Source organism: Citrobacter sp. Cpo069, assembly GCF_030332785.1.
Lineage (GTDB): Bacteria > Pseudomonadota > Gammaproteobacteria > Enterobacterales > Enterobacteriaceae > Citrobacter > Citrobacter portucalensis.
This window is the reverse complement of sequence record NZ_JAOWHD010000051.1, coordinates 222,304-240,674: the sequence shown is the minus strand read 5'-3', so window position 1 is coordinate 240,674 and position 18,371 is coordinate 222,304. Positions and strand designations below refer to the sequence as shown.

The 18,371-nt window shown below is 52.4% G+C and carries 23 protein-coding genes; 12 read left to right on the top strand and 11 right to left on the bottom strand.

The window, feature by feature from the left end:
- Window positions 1-21: 21 nt before the first annotated feature.
- The 7 genes from rpoN to OGY08_RS13920 are packed head-to-tail and all read right to left on the bottom strand — an operon-like array spanning window position 22 to window position 5,887.
- Window positions 22-1,455, bottom strand: a complete 1,434-nt coding sequence (gene rpoN / locus OGY08_RS13950) for an RNA polymerase factor sigma-54 (RefSeq protein ID WP_008785934.1) — start codon at window positions 1,453-1,455, stop codon at window positions 22-24.
- A gap of 46 nt (window positions 1,456-1,501) precedes the next feature.
- Window positions 1,502-2,227: an LPS export ABC transporter ATP-binding protein gene (gene lptB / locus OGY08_RS13945; protein ID WP_003828761.1), complete on the bottom strand. Its 726-nt coding sequence runs from the start codon at window positions 2,225-2,227 to the stop codon at window positions 1,502-1,504.
- A 6-nt stretch (window positions 2,228-2,233) separates the two neighbouring features.
- A complete protein-coding gene (lptA, locus tag OGY08_RS13940) occupies window positions 2,234-2,782 on the bottom strand; it encodes a lipopolysaccharide ABC transporter substrate-binding protein LptA (protein ID WP_032945118.1) in 549 nt (182 codons plus the stop codon).
- On the bottom strand, window positions 2,751-3,326 hold the full coding sequence (gene lptC, locus OGY08_RS13935; protein ID WP_008785932.1) for an LPS export ABC transporter periplasmic protein LptC: 576 nt from the start codon (window positions 3,324-3,326) through the stop codon (window positions 2,751-2,753). The genes lptA and lptC overlap by 32 nt, the downstream gene beginning before the upstream one ends.
- Entirely contained in the window at window positions 3,323-3,889 is a 567-nt protein-coding gene (gene kdsC / locus OGY08_RS13930) for a 3-deoxy-manno-octulosonate-8-phosphatase KdsC (protein ID WP_032945113.1), read from the bottom strand. The genes lptC and kdsC overlap by 4 nt, the downstream gene beginning before the upstream one ends.
- Window positions 3,890-3,909: 20 nt before the next feature.
- Window positions 3,910-4,896: an arabinose-5-phosphate isomerase KdsD gene (gene kdsD, locus OGY08_RS13925; protein WP_003025063.1), complete on the bottom strand. Its 987-nt coding sequence runs from the start codon at window positions 4,894-4,896 to the stop codon at window positions 3,910-3,912.
- 13 nt (window positions 4,897-4,909) lie between these two features.
- Complete coding sequence (locus OGY08_RS13920) at window positions 4,910-5,887, bottom strand: calcium/sodium antiporter (protein ID WP_003828751.1); 978 nt, start codon at window positions 5,885-5,887, stop codon at window positions 4,910-4,912.
- A 215-nt stretch (window positions 5,888-6,102) separates the two neighbouring features.
- Here OGY08_RS13920 and mlaF point away from each other — a divergent pair, with 215 nt between their 5' ends.
- The 7 genes from mlaF (at window position 6,103) to murA (ending at window position 10,951) form a co-directional block, all read left to right on the top strand.
- Window positions 6,103-6,915 (top strand): phospholipid ABC transporter ATP-binding protein MlaF, encoded by an 813-nt coding sequence (mlaF, locus tag OGY08_RS13915; protein WP_003828749.1) that lies wholly within the window; start codon window positions 6,103-6,105, stop codon window positions 6,913-6,915.
- 7 nt (window positions 6,916-6,922) lie between these two features.
- Window positions 6,923-7,705 carry a lipid asymmetry maintenance ABC transporter permease subunit MlaE gene (mlaE, locus tag OGY08_RS13910; RefSeq protein ID WP_003025053.1) on the top strand — a complete coding sequence of 261 codons (783 nt, stop codon included), beginning with the start codon at window positions 6,923-6,925 and terminating at the stop codon, window positions 7,703-7,705.
- A gap of 4 nt (window positions 7,706-7,709) precedes the next feature.
- A complete protein-coding gene (gene mlaD, locus OGY08_RS13905; protein WP_003828747.1) occupies window positions 7,710-8,267 on the top strand; it encodes an outer membrane lipid asymmetry maintenance protein MlaD in 558 nt (185 codons plus the stop codon).
- 18 nt (window positions 8,268-8,285) lie between these two features.
- The gene (mlaC, locus tag OGY08_RS13900) at window positions 8,286-8,921 is read left to right on the top strand and encodes a phospholipid-binding protein MlaC (protein WP_008785928.1); all 636 of its coding nucleotides are present in this window, start codon (window positions 8,286-8,288) and stop codon (window positions 8,919-8,921) included.
- Window positions 8,921-9,214: a lipid asymmetry maintenance protein MlaB gene (mlaB, locus tag OGY08_RS13895; RefSeq protein ID WP_071444702.1), complete on the top strand. Its 294-nt coding sequence runs from the start codon at window positions 8,921-8,923 to the stop codon at window positions 9,212-9,214. Before mlaC ends, mlaB begins: the two co-directional genes overlap by 1 nt.
- 169 nt (window positions 9,215-9,383) lie before the next feature.
- Window positions 9,384-9,638, top strand: a complete 255-nt coding sequence (gene ibaG, locus OGY08_RS13890; RefSeq protein ID WP_003025040.1) for a BolA family iron metabolism protein IbaG — start codon at window positions 9,384-9,386, stop codon at window positions 9,636-9,638.
- A gap of 53 nt (window positions 9,639-9,691) precedes the next feature.
- Window positions 9,692-10,951 carry a UDP-N-acetylglucosamine 1-carboxyvinyltransferase gene (murA, locus tag OGY08_RS13885; RefSeq protein WP_032945112.1) on the top strand — a complete coding sequence of 420 codons (1,260 nt, stop codon included), beginning with the start codon at window positions 9,692-9,694 and terminating at the stop codon, window positions 10,949-10,951.
- Between the two features lie 56 nt (window positions 10,952-11,007).
- On the opposite strand, the gene sfsB is transcribed toward murA, so the two are convergent.
- Together sfsB and ispB are read right to left on the bottom strand one after the other, a co-directional pair.
- Window positions 11,008-11,292 (bottom strand): DNA-binding transcriptional regulator SfsB, encoded by a 285-nt coding sequence (gene sfsB, locus OGY08_RS13880; protein WP_003025035.1) that lies wholly within the window; start codon window positions 11,290-11,292, stop codon window positions 11,008-11,010.
- Between the two features lie 220 nt (window positions 11,293-11,512).
- The gene (gene ispB, locus OGY08_RS13875) at window positions 11,513-12,484 is read right to left on the bottom strand and encodes an octaprenyl diphosphate synthase (protein WP_003839953.1); all 972 of its coding nucleotides are present in this window, start codon (window positions 12,482-12,484) and stop codon (window positions 11,513-11,515) included.
- A 258-nt stretch (window positions 12,485-12,742) separates the two neighbouring features.
- Here ispB and rplU point away from each other — a divergent pair, with 258 nt between their 5' ends.
- From rplU to cgtA, 4 genes are all read left to right on the top strand, one after another.
- Window positions 12,743-13,054, top strand: a complete 312-nt coding sequence (gene rplU / locus OGY08_RS13870) for a 50S ribosomal protein L21 (RefSeq protein WP_003025032.1) — start codon at window positions 12,743-12,745, stop codon at window positions 13,052-13,054.
- A 19-nt stretch (window positions 13,055-13,073) separates the two neighbouring features.
- Window positions 13,074-13,331 carry a 50S ribosomal protein L27 gene (rpmA, locus tag OGY08_RS13865; protein WP_003025030.1) on the top strand — a complete coding sequence of 86 codons (258 nt, stop codon included), beginning with the start codon at window positions 13,074-13,076 and terminating at the stop codon, window positions 13,329-13,331.
- A gap of 127 nt (window positions 13,332-13,458) precedes the next feature.
- A complete protein-coding gene (locus tag OGY08_RS13860; RefSeq protein WP_008785922.1) occupies window positions 13,459-14,424 on the top strand; it encodes a DMT family transporter in 966 nt (321 codons plus the stop codon).
- A 15-nt stretch (window positions 14,425-14,439) separates the two neighbouring features.
- A complete protein-coding gene (gene cgtA, locus OGY08_RS13855; RefSeq protein ID WP_003828732.1) occupies window positions 14,440-15,612 on the top strand; it encodes an Obg family GTPase CgtA in 1,173 nt (390 codons plus the stop codon).
- Between the two features lie 105 nt (window positions 15,613-15,717).
- Here the strand turns inward: cgtA and dacB are convergent, their stop codons facing one another.
- Window positions 15,718-17,151: a serine-type D-Ala-D-Ala carboxypeptidase gene (gene dacB, locus OGY08_RS13850; protein ID WP_032945109.1), complete on the bottom strand. Its 1,434-nt coding sequence runs from the start codon at window positions 17,149-17,151 to the stop codon at window positions 15,718-15,720.
- Between the two features lie 248 nt (window positions 17,152-17,399).
- Here dacB and greA point away from each other — a divergent pair, with 248 nt between their 5' ends.
- Window positions 17,400-17,876, top strand: a complete 477-nt coding sequence (gene greA, locus OGY08_RS13845; protein ID WP_003025019.1) for a transcription elongation factor GreA — start codon at window positions 17,400-17,402, stop codon at window positions 17,874-17,876.
- 153 nt (window positions 17,877-18,029) lie between these two features.
- Here the strand turns inward: greA and yhbY are convergent, their stop codons facing one another.
- Entirely contained in the window at window positions 18,030-18,323 is a 294-nt protein-coding gene (yhbY, locus tag OGY08_RS13840; protein WP_003025016.1) for a ribosome assembly RNA-binding protein YhbY, read from the bottom strand.
- Window positions 18,324-18,371: the final 48 nt, after the last annotated feature.

Here is an 18,371-nt window from a genome sequence, read left to right as displayed (position 1 = left end):
GTGTCTTCCTTATCGGTTGGGTCACACCAGCTGTTTGCGCTGGTTAGACGGCGGAATGGATAAAGACTCTCGGTACTTCGCAACGGTGCGGCGCGCCACCATGATACCCTGTTCTGACAGCATAGAGGTTAACTTGCTGTCACTCAGTGGTTTCGCGGGGTTTTCCGCAGCAATTAATTTCTTCACCAGCGCACGGATAGCTGTGGATGAGGCTTCACCTCCGCCTTCAGTGTTAACGTGACTGGAAAAGAAATACTTCAATTCAAAAATGCCGCGCGGACTGTGCAGATACTTTTGCGTGGTCACACGGGAAATTGTCGATTCGTGCATCTCGACGGCCTGGGCGATATCCGCCAGTACCATCGGTTTCATATACTCTTCGCCTTGCTCAAAGAAGGCTTGCTGTTGCTCCACGATGCAGCGACTGACGCGCAGCAACGTATCATTGCGGCTTTCCAGGCTTTTAATCAGCCACTTCGCATCTTGCAGATTGCTACGAATAAACTGGCTGTCGGCATCGTTACGCGCGCTATTGCACATGGCGGCGTAGTGCTGGTTAATCTGTAAGCGCGGAATGCTGTCGCCGTTGAGTTCGACCACCCAGCGATCGTTATGCTTACGCACCAGCACATCCGGAATGACGTACTCCGGCTCGCCGGTCTGGATCGATTGCCCAGGTCTTGGATCCAGCGACTGAATAAGATTGACGGCTTCTTTCAGCACGTCTTCTTTCAGCCGGGTCACGCGCATCAGGGTGCGGAAGTCATGGTTGGCTAACAGATCGAGGTGATCGCTGATGATCAGGCGCGCTTCTTCCAGCCACGGCGTGGCTTTATCAAACTGCGAAAGTTGGATCAGTAAGCAGTCGCGGAGATCTTTGGCGGCCACGCCAACGGGATCAAAGCGCTGAACGCGTTTAAGCACAGCTTCGATTTCGTCCATACCGACGTCGTCATCGCCCATGCTTTCGAGAATATCGTCCAGGGTCACGGTGAGATAACCGGTTTCGTCTACCGCATCTACAATGGATGTCGCAATGGCGCGATCGGTATCCGAGAACGGGGTCAGTTCCACTTGCCACATCAGGTAATCCTGTAGTGATTGCGTGGTCTCACCCTGATACACAGGCAGCTCGTCGTCGATGTAATCTCCGCTGGTGCCCGAAGGCGTCCCGGCGGTGTAAATTTCATCCCAACTGGCGTCAAGCGGCAACTCCTCAGGCATCTCTTTTTGTTCGAGTGCATCTGCGGTGTCGAGGGTTTCGCTGTCCTGTTTTTCCTGGGTATCAATTTCGTCGTGAAGATCGGTTTGCTCGAGCAGTGGGTTACTTTCCAGCGCTTGCTGAAGTTCTTGCTGAAGTTCCAGCGTGGACAGCTGCAACAGACGGATAGCCTGTTGTAGCTGAGGCGTCATCGCCAGTTGTTGGCTAAGCCTGAGTTGCAAACCTTGCTTCATGTTCAGAGTTGTTTTCTCCTGCAGTGACGTGAAGTCTTCTACCCTATCAGAGTCTGAAGTCTTCCCCAAGGTATACGCGCTTAACGTGCTCATCCTGCAGTATTTCTGTTGGCGTGCCGTGCGCGATCAGGTGCCCCTGACTTACGATATAGGCGCGCTCACACACTGCCAGCGTTTCGCGGACGTTATGGTCGGTAATCAGCACGCCAAGGCCGCTGTCGCGCAGGTGTTCGATGATCCGTTTAATATCAATAACAGAAATCGGGTCAACACCGGCAAACGGTTCATCCAGCAGGATAAATTTCGGATTAGCGGCCAGTGCGCGAGCGATCTCCACGCGGCGTCGTTCACCACCGGAGAGCGACTGACCTAAGCTGTCGCGCAGGTGCTCGATGTGGAATTCTTCCATCAGTTCGTTGGCGCGATCTTCCCGCTGCTCGCTGGTCAGATCGTCACGAATTTGCAGTACCGCCATCAGGTTATCAAACACGCTCAGGCGACGGAAAATCGACGCTTCCTGCGGTAAGTAGCCGATGCCGCGACGCGCGCGCGCATGCAGAGGCAGCAGACTGATGTCTTCGTCATCAATGATAATGTTGCCCGCATCGCGCGGGACAATGCCGACTACCATGTAAAAGGTTGTTGTCTTGCCTGCACCGTTAGGACCGAGCAGACCGACAATCTCCCCGGAGTTGACGGTCAGACTGACATCTTCAACCACACGACGGCCTTTATAGGCTTTTGCAAGGTTCTTTGCAGTTAATGTTGCCATAACGAATCAGTTACCTTTTTTCTCTGCCGGAGCCTTGTTTTTGTCCTGCAACTGCGACGGAACCAGAACGGTGGTGACGCGTTTGCCTTTATCGCTGAAGGCCTGCATTTTCTGCTCTTTTACCAGATAAGTGATCTTATCGCCCGTGATGTTGCTATCGAGTTGTTCCAGATATGCCTTGCCGGTGAGAACGACAAAGTCTTTCGCCAGTTCATAGTGCATGTGTGAGGCGCGGCCTTTCACCGGCTTACCGTTGTCCTGCATCTGGTAAAAGGTGGCGGGATCACCGTAACCATCAATCACTTCTTTACCGTCTTCACCGCCAGGGCGGGTCACGACGACTTTATCTGCGTTAATTTTGATGGTGCCCTGAGTCACAATCACGTTACCAGTAAACGTCACCACGTTGCCCTGCATATCCAGGGACTGCTGGTCCGACTCAATGTGAATCGGCTGCTCGGTATCGCCGGTGACGGCCAATGCCGGGATGCTGGCGGCCAGAAGTGAGCTGGCAAGTACAAGATTAAGGCTGAGTTTGTTTGTTTTGGATTTCATATGAGGTTCTAACCTTTTCAATCAGCTCGGCGTTCTTGCTGCGTAAGTTGCCGCGCATCTTCAGTCCGCTGGAGTTAAATGTTGTGCCATACAACGTCACCAGATCATCGGAAGTGACGTCTTGTGTCACCAGGTTAATCTGCGCGTTATCGGTCGTAATTCTGCGTAGTTGAGAGTCAGGCACCAGGGCGTTAACCTCAACATGGCCGTACAGATACAGCATCCGATCGTTGGTCAATTTGGCTTTGTCGGCCTTGATCGTCCAGGTCGGTACTTTATCCTTATCAAACGTGGTTAATACCGGTTGAGTAAACCACGAAACCGCTTGTTCCGAATAATATTCAACGTGTTGTGCGATCAAGTGATAGCTCAGCGCGCCTTCCGGACTATACACGACGGTATCAGTATGTTCGCTCTTATAGGTTGGCTCGTTGTTATTGACGACGACCTGAGTGGTGTCATCTTTGTCTGCCAGATTAATACCAATCATCACAAGGACAGCCAGCGACAGTAGAATGATAACCCAACGTCTGGTTTTGCTCATATCGATTGCCCTTTGGCCTCGTCCAGTTTGCCCTGCGCCAGGAGTAATAAATCGCAGACTTCACGCACAGCGCCACGTCCCCCATCAATGTGGGTGACATAATCAGCTCGCGGGATCAGCAAAGGGTGGGCATCTGCCACCGCGACGCTTAATCCCACTTTAGCCATCACCGGCCAGTCGATCAGGTCATCGCCAACGTAGGCGACATTCTCCGGCGCGATCGCCAGTTTGCTAAGGAGATCGCCAAAGGCAACCAGTTTGTCTGACTGCCCCTGATACAGGTGGGTGATCCCCAAAGTGGCACAGCGATCTTCTACAAGTTTAGCCTTTCGTCCGGTAATAATGGCAACCTCAATACCGGAAGTGAGCGCACAGCGAATTCCGTAACCATCACGGACGTTAAAAGCCTTCAGCTCTTCACCGTTGTTGCCCATATAAATCAGACCATCAGACAGTACGCCATCCACATCCAGGATCAGCAAACGGATGTTTTCTGCCCGGGTGATAACGTCTGCGCTGACGGGTCCATAACAGGTCGCAAGCGACGCACCTGCTTTACTCATTTTCGTTATCCTTGAGTTTCTTACACTACACCTGCACGCAGCAGATCATGCATATGTAACACACCGAGTAACTGGTCGCCATCAGCAACCATTACCGAGGTGATATGGCGGGACTGCATTAAGTTCAGGGCATCGACGGCAAGAATACCCGGACGCACGCGAATGCCTCCAGGGGTCATCACATCGGCAATGCCTAACTGGCGTACATCAACGCCCATATCGAAGACACGACGTAAATCGCCATCGGTGAAAATACCGTCAATCTTCATGGCATCATCGCAAATGACGGTCATGCCGAGATTTTTACGCGTGATCTCAATTAAGGCGTCACGCAGGCTGGCGTTTTTGGTCACATGCGGGATCTCGTCGCCCGTATGCATAATATCGTTAACGCGCAGTAAAAGCTTACGGCCCAGTGCGCCACCGGGATGAGACAACGCAAAATCTTCCGCGGTAAAGCCGCGCGCTTTTAATAATGCCACCGCTAGGGCATCGCCCATCACCAGTGTTGCTGTCGTACTGCTGGTCGGCGCCAGGCCTAACGGACAAGCTTCCTTGGGCACTTTAACACACAGATGCACATCTGCCGCACGCGCCATACTGCTTTCAGGACGACCGGTCATGCAGATAAGCGGTACATGAAGACGTTTTAATACCGGGATCAGCGCCGCTATCTCATTGGATTCACCGGAGTTAGAGATGGCGATGACCACATCCTGCGGCGAGACCATACCCAGATCGCCATGTGCGGCTTCGCCTGGGTGTACAAAAAATGAGGGGGTGCCGGTGCTGGCAAATGTGGCTGCCATTTTCCGCCCGATATGGCCGGATTTCCCCATTCCCATCACCACCACTTTGCCTGGGCAGCTGAATATTTTCTCACATGCGAGGGTAAAATTTTGGTTGATGTACTGATCAAGCTCCGCCAGGCCTTCACGTTCAATTGCCAGGACTTCCTTGCCTGCTTGCTGAAAGTCAAAACCCGGTTGCAACTCTAAGTGCGACATAATGCGTTTCCAGTTATCCAACGAGAAGTGGCGATAACCAATACAGCATCGCCAGCCATATGATAAAACCGCCGGTCAGCAGCGCACCTGCGCCGCGACCAATCTGGCGCGGACGTCGCCAGCAGAGTAGTGCAAAAATCACGCTCACCAGCAGCATGACGCTATAGTCACGGGTGAAGGCCATCGGATTGACTTCACCCGGCGTAATCAGCGCCGGTAGCCCGAGGACGATAACGATATTAAAAATGTTTGCGCCGATAATGTTACCGACGGCAATATCGTTTTCACCTTTACGCAGACCCGCAATCGCTGTTGCCAGCTCCGGCAGGCTGGTACCAATGGCGACCACTGTCAGCCCGATAGTAAGTTCGCTCATGGCGAAATAGTTCGCCAGCACGGTAGCGTTATCCACCACCATACGTGTTGCCATTGGCATGATAATCAGCGCAATGCCCAACCACAAAAATGCGACCGGTAATCCGCCTTCGCGCGGCAGCTCAGCTATCTGCTCACGTGTCAGGCTGTCATTGCCTTGTCGCTCGGCCAGACGGGCGATTTTAACAATGAATAGCAGCCATAGCACGGCCAGAAGCAGAAGAAAGAAACCGTCGCTGCGGCTTAACTGCCCGTCATACAGGACGGATGCAGCTAAAATACTTACCAGCAACATTAGCGGTAATTCACGACGCAGAACATCAGAATGCACGGTAAAAGGATGAATCAGCGCCGACAGGCCTAAAATAAGCAGAATGTTGGTGATGTTAGAACCTATAGCGGTCCCGACAGCCAGATCGAGTTGCCCATTCATCGATGCGGCAACGGAGACAATTATCTCGGGTAACGACGTACCCATGCTGACCACGGTCATTCCGATGATAATGGGAGGAATACCGAAGTTTCGACATAAAATGGATGCAGCAAATACCAGACGGTCGGCACCGTAGACCACCAGAAGTAAACCAATTATTAACAGCGCCGTCGCTAAAAGCATCTAAAGTCCTTTCTTCAGGTATACTCGCCGGTCCACTTGAAGGATCTTCTGGAAGCCGTAACGAAGTCTTAATTTTGACTTTATGCGGCTAAAAAGTAAAACAAATGCCAGCTTTCGCTAACCAGGACAGGCAATAATCTGTAAATATGTTGAGTTCATGGCTAAATTGAGCGCCAAACTCTTCGATCAACGAGGCAATAGTAAAGGATGAATCAATGGGGCAGTCTGTGGCGAATCTAGTCGATATGCGCGATGTCAGCTTTTCCCGGGGTGACCGCTGCATCTTTGATAATATTTCCCTGACGGTACCGCGCGGTAAGGTGACGGCGATCATGGGGCCATCAGGCATCGGCAAAACGACGCTGTTGCGTCTGATTGGCGGACAGATCCCCCCGGATAAGGGCGAGATCCTGTTTGACGGTGAGAACGTCCCGGCCATGTCCCGTTCGCGTTTATTTACCGTGCGTAAGCGCATGAGTATGCTGTTTCAGTCTGGTGCGCTATTTACCGACATGAATGTGTTTGACAACGTCGCGTACCCTCTGCGCGAGCATACGACGTTGCCAGCGCCGTTGCTGAAGAGCACGGTGATGATGAAGCTCGAGGCCGTCGGCCTGCGGGGTGCGGCCAAATTAATGCCTTCTGAATTATCCGGTGGGATGGCGCGTCGCGCCGCGTTAGCACGTGCTATCGCGCTGGAGCCAGACCTCATCATGTTTGATGAGCCGTTCGTCGGTCAGGATCCCATCACCATGGGCGTTCTGGTGAAGCTGATTTCAGAACTGAACAGCGCGCTGGGCGTCACCTGTGTGGTGGTATCCCATGATGTGCCTGAGGTACTGAGTATTGCGGATTACGCCTATATAATGGCGGACAAAAAAATAGTGGCCTACGGTAGTGCTCAGGCACTACAAGAAAATGCCGATCCGCGCGTACGCCAGTTCCTTGACGGCATTGCCGATGGACCGGTTCCGTTCCGTTACCCGGCGGGCGACTACCACATCGATTTACTCAAAACAGGGAGTTAAGCCACCCATGTTGTTAAATGCGCTGGCATCACTCGGACATCGGGGAATAAAAACCCTCAGGACGTTCGGGCGAGCCGGATTAATGTTGTTCAATGCGGTTGTCGGCAAGCCGGAGTTTCGCAAACATGCGCCGCTGCTGATCCGCCAGCTCTATAATGTCGGTGTCTTATCGATGCTGATCATTATTGTTTCTGGCGTGTTCATCGGTATGGTGCTGGGGTTGCAGGGATACCTGGTGCTGACCACCTACAGCGCGGAAACCAGCCTCGGTATGCTGGTGGCACTGTCATTGTTACGTGAGTTGGGACCGGTTGTTGCGGCGCTGCTGTTTGCCGGGCGGGCCGGGTCGGCCTTAACCGCAGAAATTGGCCTGATGCGGGCGACCGAACAGCTTTCCAGTCTGGAGATGATGGCCGTCGATCCACTGCGCCGGGTGATTTCCCCACGTTTTTGGGCTGGCGTCATTTCATTGCCGTTGCTGACGATTATTTTTGTCGCAGTGGGTATCTGGGGTGGTTCACTGGTTGGCGTAAGCTGGAAGGGTATTGATGCAGGCTTCTTCTGGTCGGCTATGCAAAATGCCGTCGACTGGCGTCTGGACCTGGTCAACTGTCTGATTAAGAGCGTGGTGTTCGCCATTACGGTCACCTGGATTGCATTGTTCAATGGTTATGATGCGATCCCGACCTCTGCTGGGATTAGCCGGGCAACGACACGCACCGTTGTGCACGCCTCTCTTGCCGTTCTGGGGCTGGATTTTGTGCTGACCGCACTGATGTTTGGGAATTGAGTTCATGCAAACGAAAAAAAATGAAATTTGGGTCGGGTTATTCCTGTTGGTTGCGCTGCTGGCAGCGCTGTTTGTTTGCCTGAAGGCGGCGAACGTTACCTCAATGCGTACTGAGCCGACTTACACGATTTATGCGACCTTTGATAATATCGGCGGCCTGAGAGAGCGTTCTCCGGTGCGGATTGGCGGAGTGGTAGTTGGACGCGTATCGGACATCTCGTTAGATCCGAAAACGTACCTGCCGCGCGTGACGCTGGAAATCGAATCGCGTTTTAACCATATTCCTGACACCAGTTCTCTGAGCATCCGTACTTCCGGTCTGCTGGGCGAACAGTATCTGGCATTGAATGTGGGTTTTGAAGATCCTGAGCTGGGAACGTCTATCCTCAAAGATGGCGGTACGATTCAGGACACGAAATCCGCGATGGTGCTGGAAGATATGATTGGTCAGTTCCTTTACAACAGCAACAGTAAAGGTGATGACAATAAGAATTCTGGCGATGCGCCAGCCGCAACTGACGGCAATAATGAAGCCACTACGCCTGCGGGCGCAACGAAATAATCTCAGGAGAATCGACGTATGTTTAAACGATTGATGATGGTGGCTATGCTGGTGATTGCTCCACTTAGCGCAGCAACTGCAGCCGACCAAACGAACCCGTACAAACAGATGAATGAGGCGGCGCAGAAGACATTTGACCGTCTGAAGAATGAACAACCTAAAATCCGCGCAAACCCGGATTACCTGCGCCAGGTTGTCGATCAGGAACTGTTGCCATACGTGCAGGTTAAATATGCGGGTGCGCTGGTACTGGGTCGCTACTACAAAGATGCGACCCCTGCTCAGCGTGAAGCCTATTTTGCCGCATTTCGTGAATATTTGAAGCAGGCCTACGGCCAGGCTCTGGCGATGTACCATGGCCAGACTTATGAAATTGCACCAGAGCAACCGCTGGGTGATGCGACCATCGTGCCTATCCGCGTAACCATCATCGATCCAAACGGTCGTCCTCCGGTACGTTTGGATTTCCAGTGGCGTAAAAACTCCCAGACCGGTAACTGGCAGGCTTATGACATGATTGCTGAAGGCGTAAGTATGATCACCACCAAACAAAATGAGTGGAGCGACCTGCTGCGTACCAAAGGTATTGATGGCCTGACGGCGCAGCTGAAATCTATTGCTCAGCAGAAAATCACGCTGGAAGAGAAAAAATAATGACGCAGTCACTCACCTGGTCGCGTGAAGGTGACAAGCTGGTGCTGGTGGGGGAGCTGGATCAGGACGTGTTAAACCCATTATGGGATGCGCGAATTGAGGCGATGAAAGGGGTATCCTGCATCGACCTGAACCAGGTATCCCGGGTAGATACCGGCGGTCTGGCGTTACTGTTGCATCTGATTAATCAGGGCAAGCAGCAGGGAAACAGCGTTTCGCTCACTGGTGTTAACGATAAAGTGTACACGCTGGCGCAGCTTTACAATCTGCCTGACGACGTCCTTCCGCGTTAATTTTTCCAGGCCGGATAAGGTCTTGTGCCGCTATCCGGCAAAACCCCTGAGGGGGATCTGCCACTAAAGCCTTGTCTGATTTATCAGCGAGGCTTTTTGCTTATTTATGACAGCGCCACTTTGCTCTAAGATGTTGGGCTGTTTTCACTATCTGACGAATGAAGAGCCCATGGAAAATAATGAAATTCAGAGCGTGCTGATGAATGCACTCTCCCTCCAGGAAGTCCACGTTTCTGGCGACGGCAGTCACTTTCAGGTTATTGCCGTGGGTGAGATGTTTGAAGGCATGAGCCGGGTCAAGAAGCAGCAATCGGTCTATGGCCCGTTGATGGAGTACATTGCGGACAACCGCATTCATGCCGTGTCGATTAAGGCGTTTACCCCAGCGGAATGGGCGCGCGATCGCAAACTTAACGGTTTTTGAGCTACGGGTGATGTGCCGGTAGCGAAGATAAATTCTTAACAGAGAACAGAATAATGGATAAATTTCGTGTTCAGGGGCCAACTAAGCTCCAGGGCGAAGTCACAATTTCAGGCGCTAAAAACGCCGCACTGCCGATCCTGTTTGCGGCGCTGCTGGCTGAAGAACCTGTAGAGATCCAAAACGTCCCGAAACTGAAGGACGTTGACACATCAATGAAGCTGCTGAGCCAGCTGGGTGCGAAAGTTGAGCGTAATGGTTCTGTGCACATCGATGCGCGTGATGTGAACGTCTTCTGTGCGCCGTACGATCTGGTGAAAACCATGCGTGCATCCATTTGGGCGCTCGGGCCGCTGGTTGCCCGCTTTGGTCAGGGCCAGGTTTCACTTCCGGGCGGCTGCACCATCGGCGCACGTCCGGTTGACCTGCACATTACCGGCCTGGAGCAGTTAGGCGCGACTATTAAGCTGGAAGAAGGCTATGTGAAGGCGTCCGTTGAGGGCCGTCTGAAAGGCGCGCATATCGTCATGGACAAAGTGAGCGTCGGCGCGACGGTCACCATCATGTGCGCAGCAACGCTTGCCGAAGGCACTACCATCATCGAAAACGCCGCGCGCGAGCCGGAGATCGTGGATACCGCGAACTTCCTGATTGCGCTGGGCGCGAAGATCACGGGTCAGGGCACCGATCGTATTACCATCGAAGGCGTTGAGCGTCTTGGCGGTGGTGTTTATCGCGTTCTGCCAGATCGTATCGAAACCGGTACCTTCCTGGTGGCGGCGGCAATTTCTCGCGGCAAAATTATCTGCCGTAATGCACAGCCGGACACGCTGGATGCCGTCCTGGCGAAGCTGCGTGATGCGGGGGCGGATATTGAAGTGGGTGATGATTGGATCAGCCTTGATATGCACGGTAAACGTCCGAAAGCGGTCAATGTGCGTACTGCACCGCATCCGGCGTTCCCTACCGACATGCAGGCCCAGTTCACGTTGCTGAACCTGGTAGCTGAAGGGACCGGATTCATCACGGAAACCGTGTTTGAGAACCGCTTTATGCACGTGCCTGAGCTGAGCCGTATGGGTGCTCACGCAGAAATCGAAAGCAATACCGTGATTTGCCACGGCGTGGAAACGCTCTCTGGCGCACAGGTTATGGCGACCGATCTGCGCGCATCTGCAAGCCTGGTGCTGGCAGGGTGTATTGCTGAAGGTACGACGGTAGTCGACCGTATTTATCACATCGATCGCGGCTATGAGCGCATCGAAGATAAACTGCGTGCGCTGGGCGCAAACATTGAGCGCGTGAAAGGCGAGTAATCGTCAACGTCTCTTGTAACCCCCAGTTCAGTTGGCTGGGGGTTACAGCTCAATGTTCATTCCGGATTCTTTTTCTCTCTGCGACTCCTCATCATCCGCGTTCTGTCGATGAACTCATGCGTTTTGGCATCGTGATAGCGTGACGGCCAAATCACCCAGGGGTCAGTTCCCAGTGCCCGGGCGATAATCAACTCACCTTTTGGCCATGGTCTCGTTAACGCATTGGCCAGCGTTGATGAACTCAATCCATTTTTACGTGATTCAGCGGCCATTGAGGTCCCTTTCTTGCGCAGTCCGGCGATGATGTCGGCCGGATGCCAGTCAATCAGCTTGCTTTCCATCAATTCATCTCTCCTTTGGTTAACGGCTTACGGTTTCACGATCGGTTGTGCCGACACTATAACGCCCGAAGAACGAATGTTCTAAAATGTTCATGTAAAGTGTGTGTATATTCAGAATATGCCAAGGTTCTTCGTGATTATCTGGAAGGGGGAAATGATTACTGGAACTTATAAGAAAATCCCGTGCAGGGCACGGGATGAGGGAGGATGCTGTAGGGAATTAACGGTCGCGCTGTACGGCAATATGTGCCAGACCAATCAGCGCTTCTCTCCACGGTGTATCAGGCAGCACCTGCAGCGCAGCGATGGCTTTATCAGCCTCTTCTTCTGCCCGCTGACGGGTCCATTCCAGAGAACCACAGGCGTTCATCGCTTCCAGAACCGGTTCCAGAAGGTGACGACCATTACCTTGCTCAATGGCCTGGCGGATCATTAGCGCTTGTTCTGGGGTGCCGTGGCGCATGGCATGCAGCAGTGGCAGCGTTGGTTTACCCTCGTTGAGGTCATCACCGACGTTTTTACCCAGCTGCTCGCCATCTGCGCTGTAATCCAGCAAATCGTCAATTAACTGGAAAGCGGTACCGAGATAACGGCCATAATCCTGCAACCCTTTTTCTTGTTCTTCGCTACAGCCAGCCAGAATACCTGAACATTGGGCTGCCGCTTCAAACAAACGCGCGGTCTTACTGTAGATGACGCGCATATAGTTTTCTTCGGTGATGTCCGGGTCGTTGACGTTCATCAACTGCAAGACTTCGCCTTCGGCAATGACGTTGACTGCTTTCGACATGACTTCCAGCACTTTCAACGAGCCAAGGCTGGTCATCATCTGAAATGCACGGGTATAGATAAAATCGCCAACCAGCACGCTGGCCGCATTACCAAACGCCGCATTTGCTGTGGCTTTCCCACGGCGCATGTCTGACTCATCCACAACATCGTCGTGCAGTAGGGTCGCTGTGTGGATAAACTCGATGAGGGCCGCAATCGTAACGTGCGCATTTTCCTGGTAGCCAACGGCCCGCGCGGCGAGGACGGCGATCATTGGGCGAATGCGTTTTCCGCCGCCGCTAACGATGTAGTACCCCAGTTGATTGATCAACTGAACGTCGGAATTGAGCTGTTCAAGGATTGTCGCATTGACCCCCGCCATATCTTGCGCGGTTAACTCATTGATTTTTTCTAAATTCATCGCAAAAGCCGGGCTTCTCGCCCCGATTACCTTACTGTGTGGGAAGGTAACGTCGGGTTTAGGGTTATAAATATATGCTGATTGTACTGAAAAAACGCCGTAGATAAACGTTACCGTACGTGTTGTGTTTTTTTTCTTCATGTATTGACGGTAGCACTTGTCAAAGGCTCGCGTTTTGCGTAATATTCGCGCCCTATTGTGAATATTTATAGCGCACTCTGAATCATCAAAAAGGTGTGCGCGGAAGCGGAGTTTTTTATGTACGCGGTTTTCCAAAGTGGTGGTAAACAACACCGAGTAAGCGAAGGTCAGACCGTTCGCCTGGAAAAGCTGGACATCGCAACTGGCGAATCTGTTGAATTCGCAGAAGTTCTGATGATCGCAAACGGTGAAGAAGTCAAAATCGGCGTTCCTTTCGTTGATGGCGGCGTTATCAAAGCTGAAGTCGTTGCTCACGGTCGTGGCGAGAAAGTTAAAATTGTTAAGTTTCGTCGTCGTAAACACTACCGTAAGCAGCAGGGCCATCGTCAGTGGTTCACTGATGTGAAAATCACTGGCATCAGCGCTTAAGTTAAGGGGAGCAGATTAAATGGCACATAAAAAGGCTGGCGGCTCGACTCGTAACGGTCGCGATTCAGAAGCTAAACGTCTGGGCGTAAAACGCTTCGGCGGTGAAACAGTTCTGGCTGGTAGCATCATCGTTCGTCAACGTGGTACTAAATTCCACGCTGGCTCCAACGTTGGTTGCGGCAAAGACCACACTCTGTTTGCTAAAGCAGACGGTAAAGTGAAATTTGAAGTGAAAGGCCCGAAAAACCGTAAATTCATCAGCATCGTTGCTGAATAAGTTTTTCGCGTCCCGGTAACGGATAAAAGCCCCGCAACACGTTGCGGGGCTTTTTACATTCGACGGCCGGTAAATACGCTCGTCGCGCCGTGACAACCCGGAAACGAGCCCTTGCAGGGAATACGGCATGAAGCAGCAGGCAGGCATTGGTATTCTGTTAGCACTCACAACGGCAGTATGTTGGGGCGCTTTGCCAATAGCAATGAAGCAAGTGCTGGAGGTGATGGAGCCTCCTACCGTGGTGTTCTACCGTTTTTTAATGGCAAGCGTTGGCCTTGGCGCTATTCTTGCGGTTAAAAAAAAGCTCCCTCCGTTGCGTATTTTTCGCAAAGCGCGTTGGCTGGTGTTGCTGGCTATCGCAACCGGTGGGTTGTTCGGTAACTTCATTCTGTTTAGTTCATCCTTGCAGTATTTGAGCCCAACGGCTTCGCAGGTTATCGGTCAGCTGTCACCGGTTGGTATGATGATCGCCAGCGTCTTTATCCTGAAAGAAAAGATGCGCGGTACGCAGGTGATTGGCGCCATTATGCTTCTGAGCGGACTGGTCCTGTTTTTTAATACCAGCCTGATCGAAATTTTTACCCGACTCACCGATTACACCTGGGGCGTTATCTTTGGTGTCGGTGCGGCGATGGTCTGGGTGAGCTATGGGGTCGCGCAAAAGGTGTTATTGCGCCGCCTGGCATCACCGCAGATCCTGTTTTTACTGTACACTTTATGTACGATCGCGTTGTTGCCGCTGGCTAAACCCGGTGTCATCACGCAGCTCAGCGACTGGCAGCTGGCATGCCTGATATTCTGCGGCCTGAATACGCTGGTAGGATATGGCGCTCTCGCGGAAGCAATGGCGCGTTGGCAGGCGGCGCAGGTGAGCGCTCTTATCACGCTCACACCGCTGTTTACGTTGTTATTTTCAGATTTATTATCACTGGCCTGGCCCGATTTCTTCGCCAGACCGATGCTAAACCTATTAGGTTATCTCGGTGCGTTTATCGTGGTTGCGGGCGCGATGTATTCCGCCATTGGTCATCGAATTTGGGGCGGTTTACGTAAGCATGAAACGGTGGTTTCGCAACCCCGCTCAGGCGAATGATTTACGGAGAGTAAAATGAAGTTTGTTGATGAAGCATCGATTCTGGTCGTTGCAGGTGATGGCGGTAATGGTTGCGTCAGCTTCCGCCGCGAAAAGTACATCCCAAAAGGCGGTCCGGACGGTGGTGATGGTGGTGACGGTGGTGACGTTTGGCTGGAAGCCGACGAAAACCTGAACACGCTGATCGATTACCGTTTTGAAAAATCATTCCGTGCGGAACGTGGTCAGAATGGCGCGAGCCGTGATTGCACCGGTAAGCGTGGCAAAGACGTTACCATTAAAGTACCTGTTGGTACGCGTGTTATCGATCAGGGCACGGGCGAAACCATGGGCGACATGACCAAACACGGTCAGCGTCTGATGGTCGCTAAAGGTGGCTGGCACGGTCTGGGCAACACCCGTTTCAAATCCTCGGTTAACCGTACTCCGCGTCAGAAAACAATGGGTACGCCGGGTGATAAGCGCGATCTGATGCTGGAGCTGATGCTGCTGGCGGACGTGGGTATGCTGGGCATGCCAAACGCTGGGAAATCGACCTTTATCCGTGCGGTGTCCGCGGCGAAGCCGAAAGTCGCTGATTATCCGTTTACCACCCTGGTGCCGAGCCTGGGCGTGGTGCGTATGGACAACGAAAAGAGCTTCGTGGTTGCCGACATTCCGGGACTGATTGAAGGCGCGGCTGAAGGCGCAGGCCTGGGCATCCGCTTCCTGAAACACCTGGAACGTTGCCGTGTACTGCTTCACCTCATCGATATCGATCCGATTGATGGCTCTGATCCAGTTGAAAACGCCCGTATCATTATTGGCGAACTGGAAAAATACAGTCAGGATTTGGCATCTAAACCGCGCTGGTTAGTGTTCAACAAAATTGATTTGATGGACAAGGCTGAAGCGGAAGAGAAAGCGAAAGCGATCGCCGAAGCGTTGGGTTGGGAAGGTAAATATTACCTGATCTCTGCCGCCAGCCAGCTGGGCGTGAAAGATCTCTGCTGGGATGTGATGACCTTTATCATCGAGAACCCGATTGTTCAGGCTGAAGAAGCGAAACAGCCAGAGAAAGTTGAGTTCATGTGGGATGATTATCACCGCCAGCAGCTCGCTGAAGTCGAAGACGAAGCGGAAGATGACTGGGATGACGATTGGGACGAAGACGACGAAGAAGGCGTTGAGTTCATCTACAAGCGTTAATCTCGTCGCCGGATGGCGCTAGCGCTTATCCGGCCTACGGACGGCATCATATCGTAGGCCGGATAAGGCACGTTAATGCCGCCATCCGGCAATCAAATTACCCATTTAGTTGTTCTGATAAATATCCTTGTACAACCGGCTCTCGAAGCGCACCAACGGAATACGGCGATTACGCTGGTCAGCTGGTTCTACCGCATAACCAGATAAATACTGCACGAATGCCATGCGTTGGCCGCTTGCCGTGGTGATGAAACCTGCGAGGTTATAAACCCCCTGCAGCGAGCCTGTCTTCGCCGATACTTTGCCATCCACACCAGCCTGATGCAGACCCGCACGGTATTGCAGAGAGCCGTCGTGGCCCGCCAGTGGCAGCATAGTGATAAAGTTCAGCTCGTTATCGTGTTGAGCGATATATTGCAGCACCTGCATCATGGTCGCTGGGGCAATCAGGTTATGGCGGGAGAGGCCAGAACCGTCGGCAATAATAGTGTTGCCGATATCGACGCCTGCCTGCTGACGCAAAATCTGGCGCACGGCGTCAGAACCCGCCCGCCAGGTGCCCGGCACGTTAAATCGGGCATGACCAATCATACGGAAAACGGTATCGGCAATCATGTTGTCCGATTTTTTCAGCATAATCTTAAGCAGGTCATGTAGCGGCGCAGACTGCTTACTGGCGACCACCGTTCCTGGTTCGTTGACCAACGTCTGGCGCAGCAGTGTACCGCTGTAGGTGATACCTGCTTGTTTTAGCTCATCTTTGATAATTGCCCCGGCATAGCTGGCACCGTCCTGAATGGCGAACGCCAGCGGCAGCGGATCGGCACGTTGTGGCAGGCATCCGGTCAGCGTATAGCGGTTGAGATCGCCGGGAACTACATCCAGTTCACAATATTGCGCTTCCGCAGAACCTCGGGCGAGAGTACGCACCTGACTGAACATGGTGACCGGGTAATAAGATGCCACGCGAATAAAGGCGAGATCGTTGGGTTTTTGCGCGCTGTAGAGTGAAACCGAGAAACAGTTTCTATCGACAATAGCCGCTGCGGGCGGTGCGCTAAAACACTGCGTCATGTCGTTCCAGGGCCAACCGGGCGCTTTATCATGACTGGCAAAAATAGAGGTGTCGATCAGGACATTCCCGGCAATTTGCGTCACACCTGATTTTTTCAGGGTTGCCACCATATTGCGAATATCCTGGCGTTTTAGCGTCGGATCGGCACCAAATCGTGCCACTAAGTCACCTTTCAATACGCCGCCTTCCACGCTGCCTTTGGTCTCAAGTGTGGTGGTAAAACGAAAGTCAGGCCCGAGCTGAATCAATGCCGCCAGCGCGGTGATTACTTTCTGGGTACTGGCGGGCAGCGCCATCTGCTGGCTATGAAAATCAATAGCGGGTGCAGGTGCGCCAACCTTCTGTACCATAAGGGCGAGGTTGGCCCCGGCAGGGAGCTGATTGATATACTCGTCGACGTTCGCAGCCTGAACGCTGAACGCTATACTGGCAGTCAATCCGATGGTAAATCTGGAAAATCGCATAATCTCGCGCTAACAACCTGGAAACAGGCCGTCATACTACGGCGCAACGCCCCAAAAAGTAAACGATGACCCATAAGGAACTCCAGGGTAAAATGATCATCAAATAGAGAATTGTAGCTGACCTGGGACCTTGAGCCCCGGGTCGGTATTTTTTTGCTTCTGACTCTGGCATGACACACGCCAGGGTGGGCTTAGCAGCCGGGGTGAGAGCAACTACCCCCTACAGGAATGTTCAAGAGGTATAACAAATGCAAGCTATCCCGATGACCTTACGTGGTGCTGAAAAACTGCGCGAAGAGCTGGATTTTCTGAAATCTGTGCGCCGTCCTGAAATTATTGCCGCTATCGCTGAAGCGCGTGAGCACGGTGACCTGAAAGAGAACGCGGAGTATCACGCGGCGCGCGAACAGCAGGGTTTCTGCGAAGGACGCATTAAAGATATCGAAGCTAAACTGTCCAACGCGCAGGTAATCGACGTTACTAAAATGCCGAACAATGGCCGCGTTGTTTTCGGTGCGACGGTTACCGTTCTGAATCTCGATAACGATGAAGAGCAGACCTGGCGTATTGTCGGCGATGATGAAGCCGATTTTAAACAGAACCTGATTTCAGTGAACTCGCCTATCGCTCGTGGCCTGATCGGTAAAGAGCAGGATGACGTCGTAGTTATCAAAACGCCGGGCGGCGAAGTGGAATATGAAGTGACGAAGGTAGAATACCTGTAATTCGCATCTTGGTTAAGATGTTGATACATTGTAAAGAAAGGAAAAAGGCCGCATAGCGGCCTTTTATCAACGAAGAGAGCGTGGCATTTTGCTCTCCTGCTAGCGGAAAACCCCGCGTTTTACACAAACTTCGTGTGCAACTTTGGGATATTCTTAGCGTGGCAGCGAGATTTTACGTTCTTTAGTCGGGCGATACAGTACCAGCGTTTTGCCGATGACCTGTACATTGCAGGCGCCGGTTTCGCGTACGATAGCTTCCACGATCAAGGTTTTAGTATCGCGATCTTCCGAGGCGATTTTCACCTTGATAAGTTCATGGTGCTCTAACGCTTGTTCAATCTCGGCCAGTACCCCTTCGGTCAAACCATTATTGCCAAGCATAACTACAGGCTTGAGCGGATGTGCCAGACCTTTCAGGTGCTGTTTTTGTTTAGTACTCAGATTCATCGTATATTTTTGCTTACGTTGGGATTGAAAACGGGTCATTCTACCGCC

What these genes read in the sequence shown, in the direction of transcription:
- mlaD (WP_003828747.1), top strand. Translation starts at nt 7,710, where the DNA reads ATGCAAACGAAAAAAAATGAAATTTGGGTCGGGTTATTCCTGTTGGTT.
- greA (WP_003025019.1), top strand. Translation starts at nt 17,400, where the DNA reads ATGCAAGCTATCCCGATGACCTTACGTGGTGCTGAAAAACTGCGCGAA.
- ibaG (WP_003025040.1), top strand. Translation starts at nt 9,384, where the DNA reads ATGGAAAATAATGAAATTCAGAGCGTGCTGATGAATGCACTCTCCCTC.
- lptA (WP_032945118.1), bottom strand. Translation starts at nt 2,782, where the DNA reads ATGAAATCCAAAACAAACAAACTCAGCCTTAATCTTGTACTTGCCAGC.
- cgtA (WP_003828732.1), top strand. Translation starts at nt 14,440, where the DNA reads ATGAAGTTTGTTGATGAAGCATCGATTCTGGTCGTTGCAGGTGATGGC.
- yhbY (WP_003025016.1), bottom strand. Translation starts at nt 18,323, where the DNA reads ATGAATCTGAGTACTAAACAAAAACAGCACCTGAAAGGTCTGGCACAT.
- ispB (WP_003839953.1), bottom strand. Translation starts at nt 12,484, where the DNA reads ATGAATTTAGAAAAAATCAATGAGTTAACCGCGCAAGATATGGCGGGG.
- rpoN (WP_008785934.1), bottom strand. Translation starts at nt 1,455, where the DNA reads ATGAAGCAAGGTTTGCAACTCAGGCTTAGCCAACAACTGGCGATGACG.
- mlaB (WP_071444702.1), top strand. Translation starts at nt 8,921, where the DNA reads ATGACGCAGTCACTCACCTGGTCGCGTGAAGGTGACAAGCTGGTGCTG.
- rpmA (WP_003025030.1), top strand. Translation starts at nt 13,074, where the DNA reads ATGGCACATAAAAAGGCTGGCGGCTCGACTCGTAACGGTCGCGATTCA.
- sfsB (WP_003025035.1), bottom strand. Translation starts at nt 11,292, where the DNA reads ATGGAAAGCAAGCTGATTGACTGGCATCCGGCCGACATCATCGCCGGA.
- rplU (WP_003025032.1), top strand. Translation starts at nt 12,743, where the DNA reads ATGTACGCGGTTTTCCAAAGTGGTGGTAAACAACACCGAGTAAGCGAA.
- OGY08_RS13860 (WP_008785922.1), top strand. Translation starts at nt 13,459, where the DNA reads ATGAAGCAGCAGGCAGGCATTGGTATTCTGTTAGCACTCACAACGGCA.
- lptC (WP_008785932.1), bottom strand. Translation starts at nt 3,326, where the DNA reads ATGAGCAAAACCAGACGTTGGGTTATCATTCTACTGTCGCTGGCTGTC.
- kdsC (WP_032945113.1), bottom strand. Translation starts at nt 3,889, where the DNA reads ATGAGTAAAGCAGGTGCGTCGCTTGCGACCTGTTATGGACCCGTCAGC.
- kdsD (WP_003025063.1), bottom strand. Translation starts at nt 4,896, where the DNA reads ATGTCGCACTTAGAGTTGCAACCGGGTTTTGACTTTCAGCAAGCAGGC.
- OGY08_RS13920 (WP_003828751.1), bottom strand. Translation starts at nt 5,887, where the DNA reads ATGCTTTTAGCGACGGCGCTGTTAATAATTGGTTTACTTCTGGTGGTC.
- mlaF (WP_003828749.1), top strand. Translation starts at nt 6,103, where the DNA reads ATGGGGCAGTCTGTGGCGAATCTAGTCGATATGCGCGATGTCAGCTTT.
- dacB (WP_032945109.1), bottom strand. Translation starts at nt 17,151, where the DNA reads ATGCGATTTTCCAGATTTACCATCGGATTGACTGCCAGTATAGCGTTC.
- mlaE (WP_003025053.1), top strand. Translation starts at nt 6,923, where the DNA reads ATGTTGTTAAATGCGCTGGCATCACTCGGACATCGGGGAATAAAAACC.
- mlaC (WP_008785928.1), top strand. Translation starts at nt 8,286, where the DNA reads ATGTTTAAACGATTGATGATGGTGGCTATGCTGGTGATTGCTCCACTT.
- murA (WP_032945112.1), top strand. Translation starts at nt 9,692, where the DNA reads ATGGATAAATTTCGTGTTCAGGGGCCAACTAAGCTCCAGGGCGAAGTC.
- lptB (WP_003828761.1), bottom strand. Translation starts at nt 2,227, where the DNA reads ATGGCAACATTAACTGCAAAGAACCTTGCAAAAGCCTATAAAGGCCGT.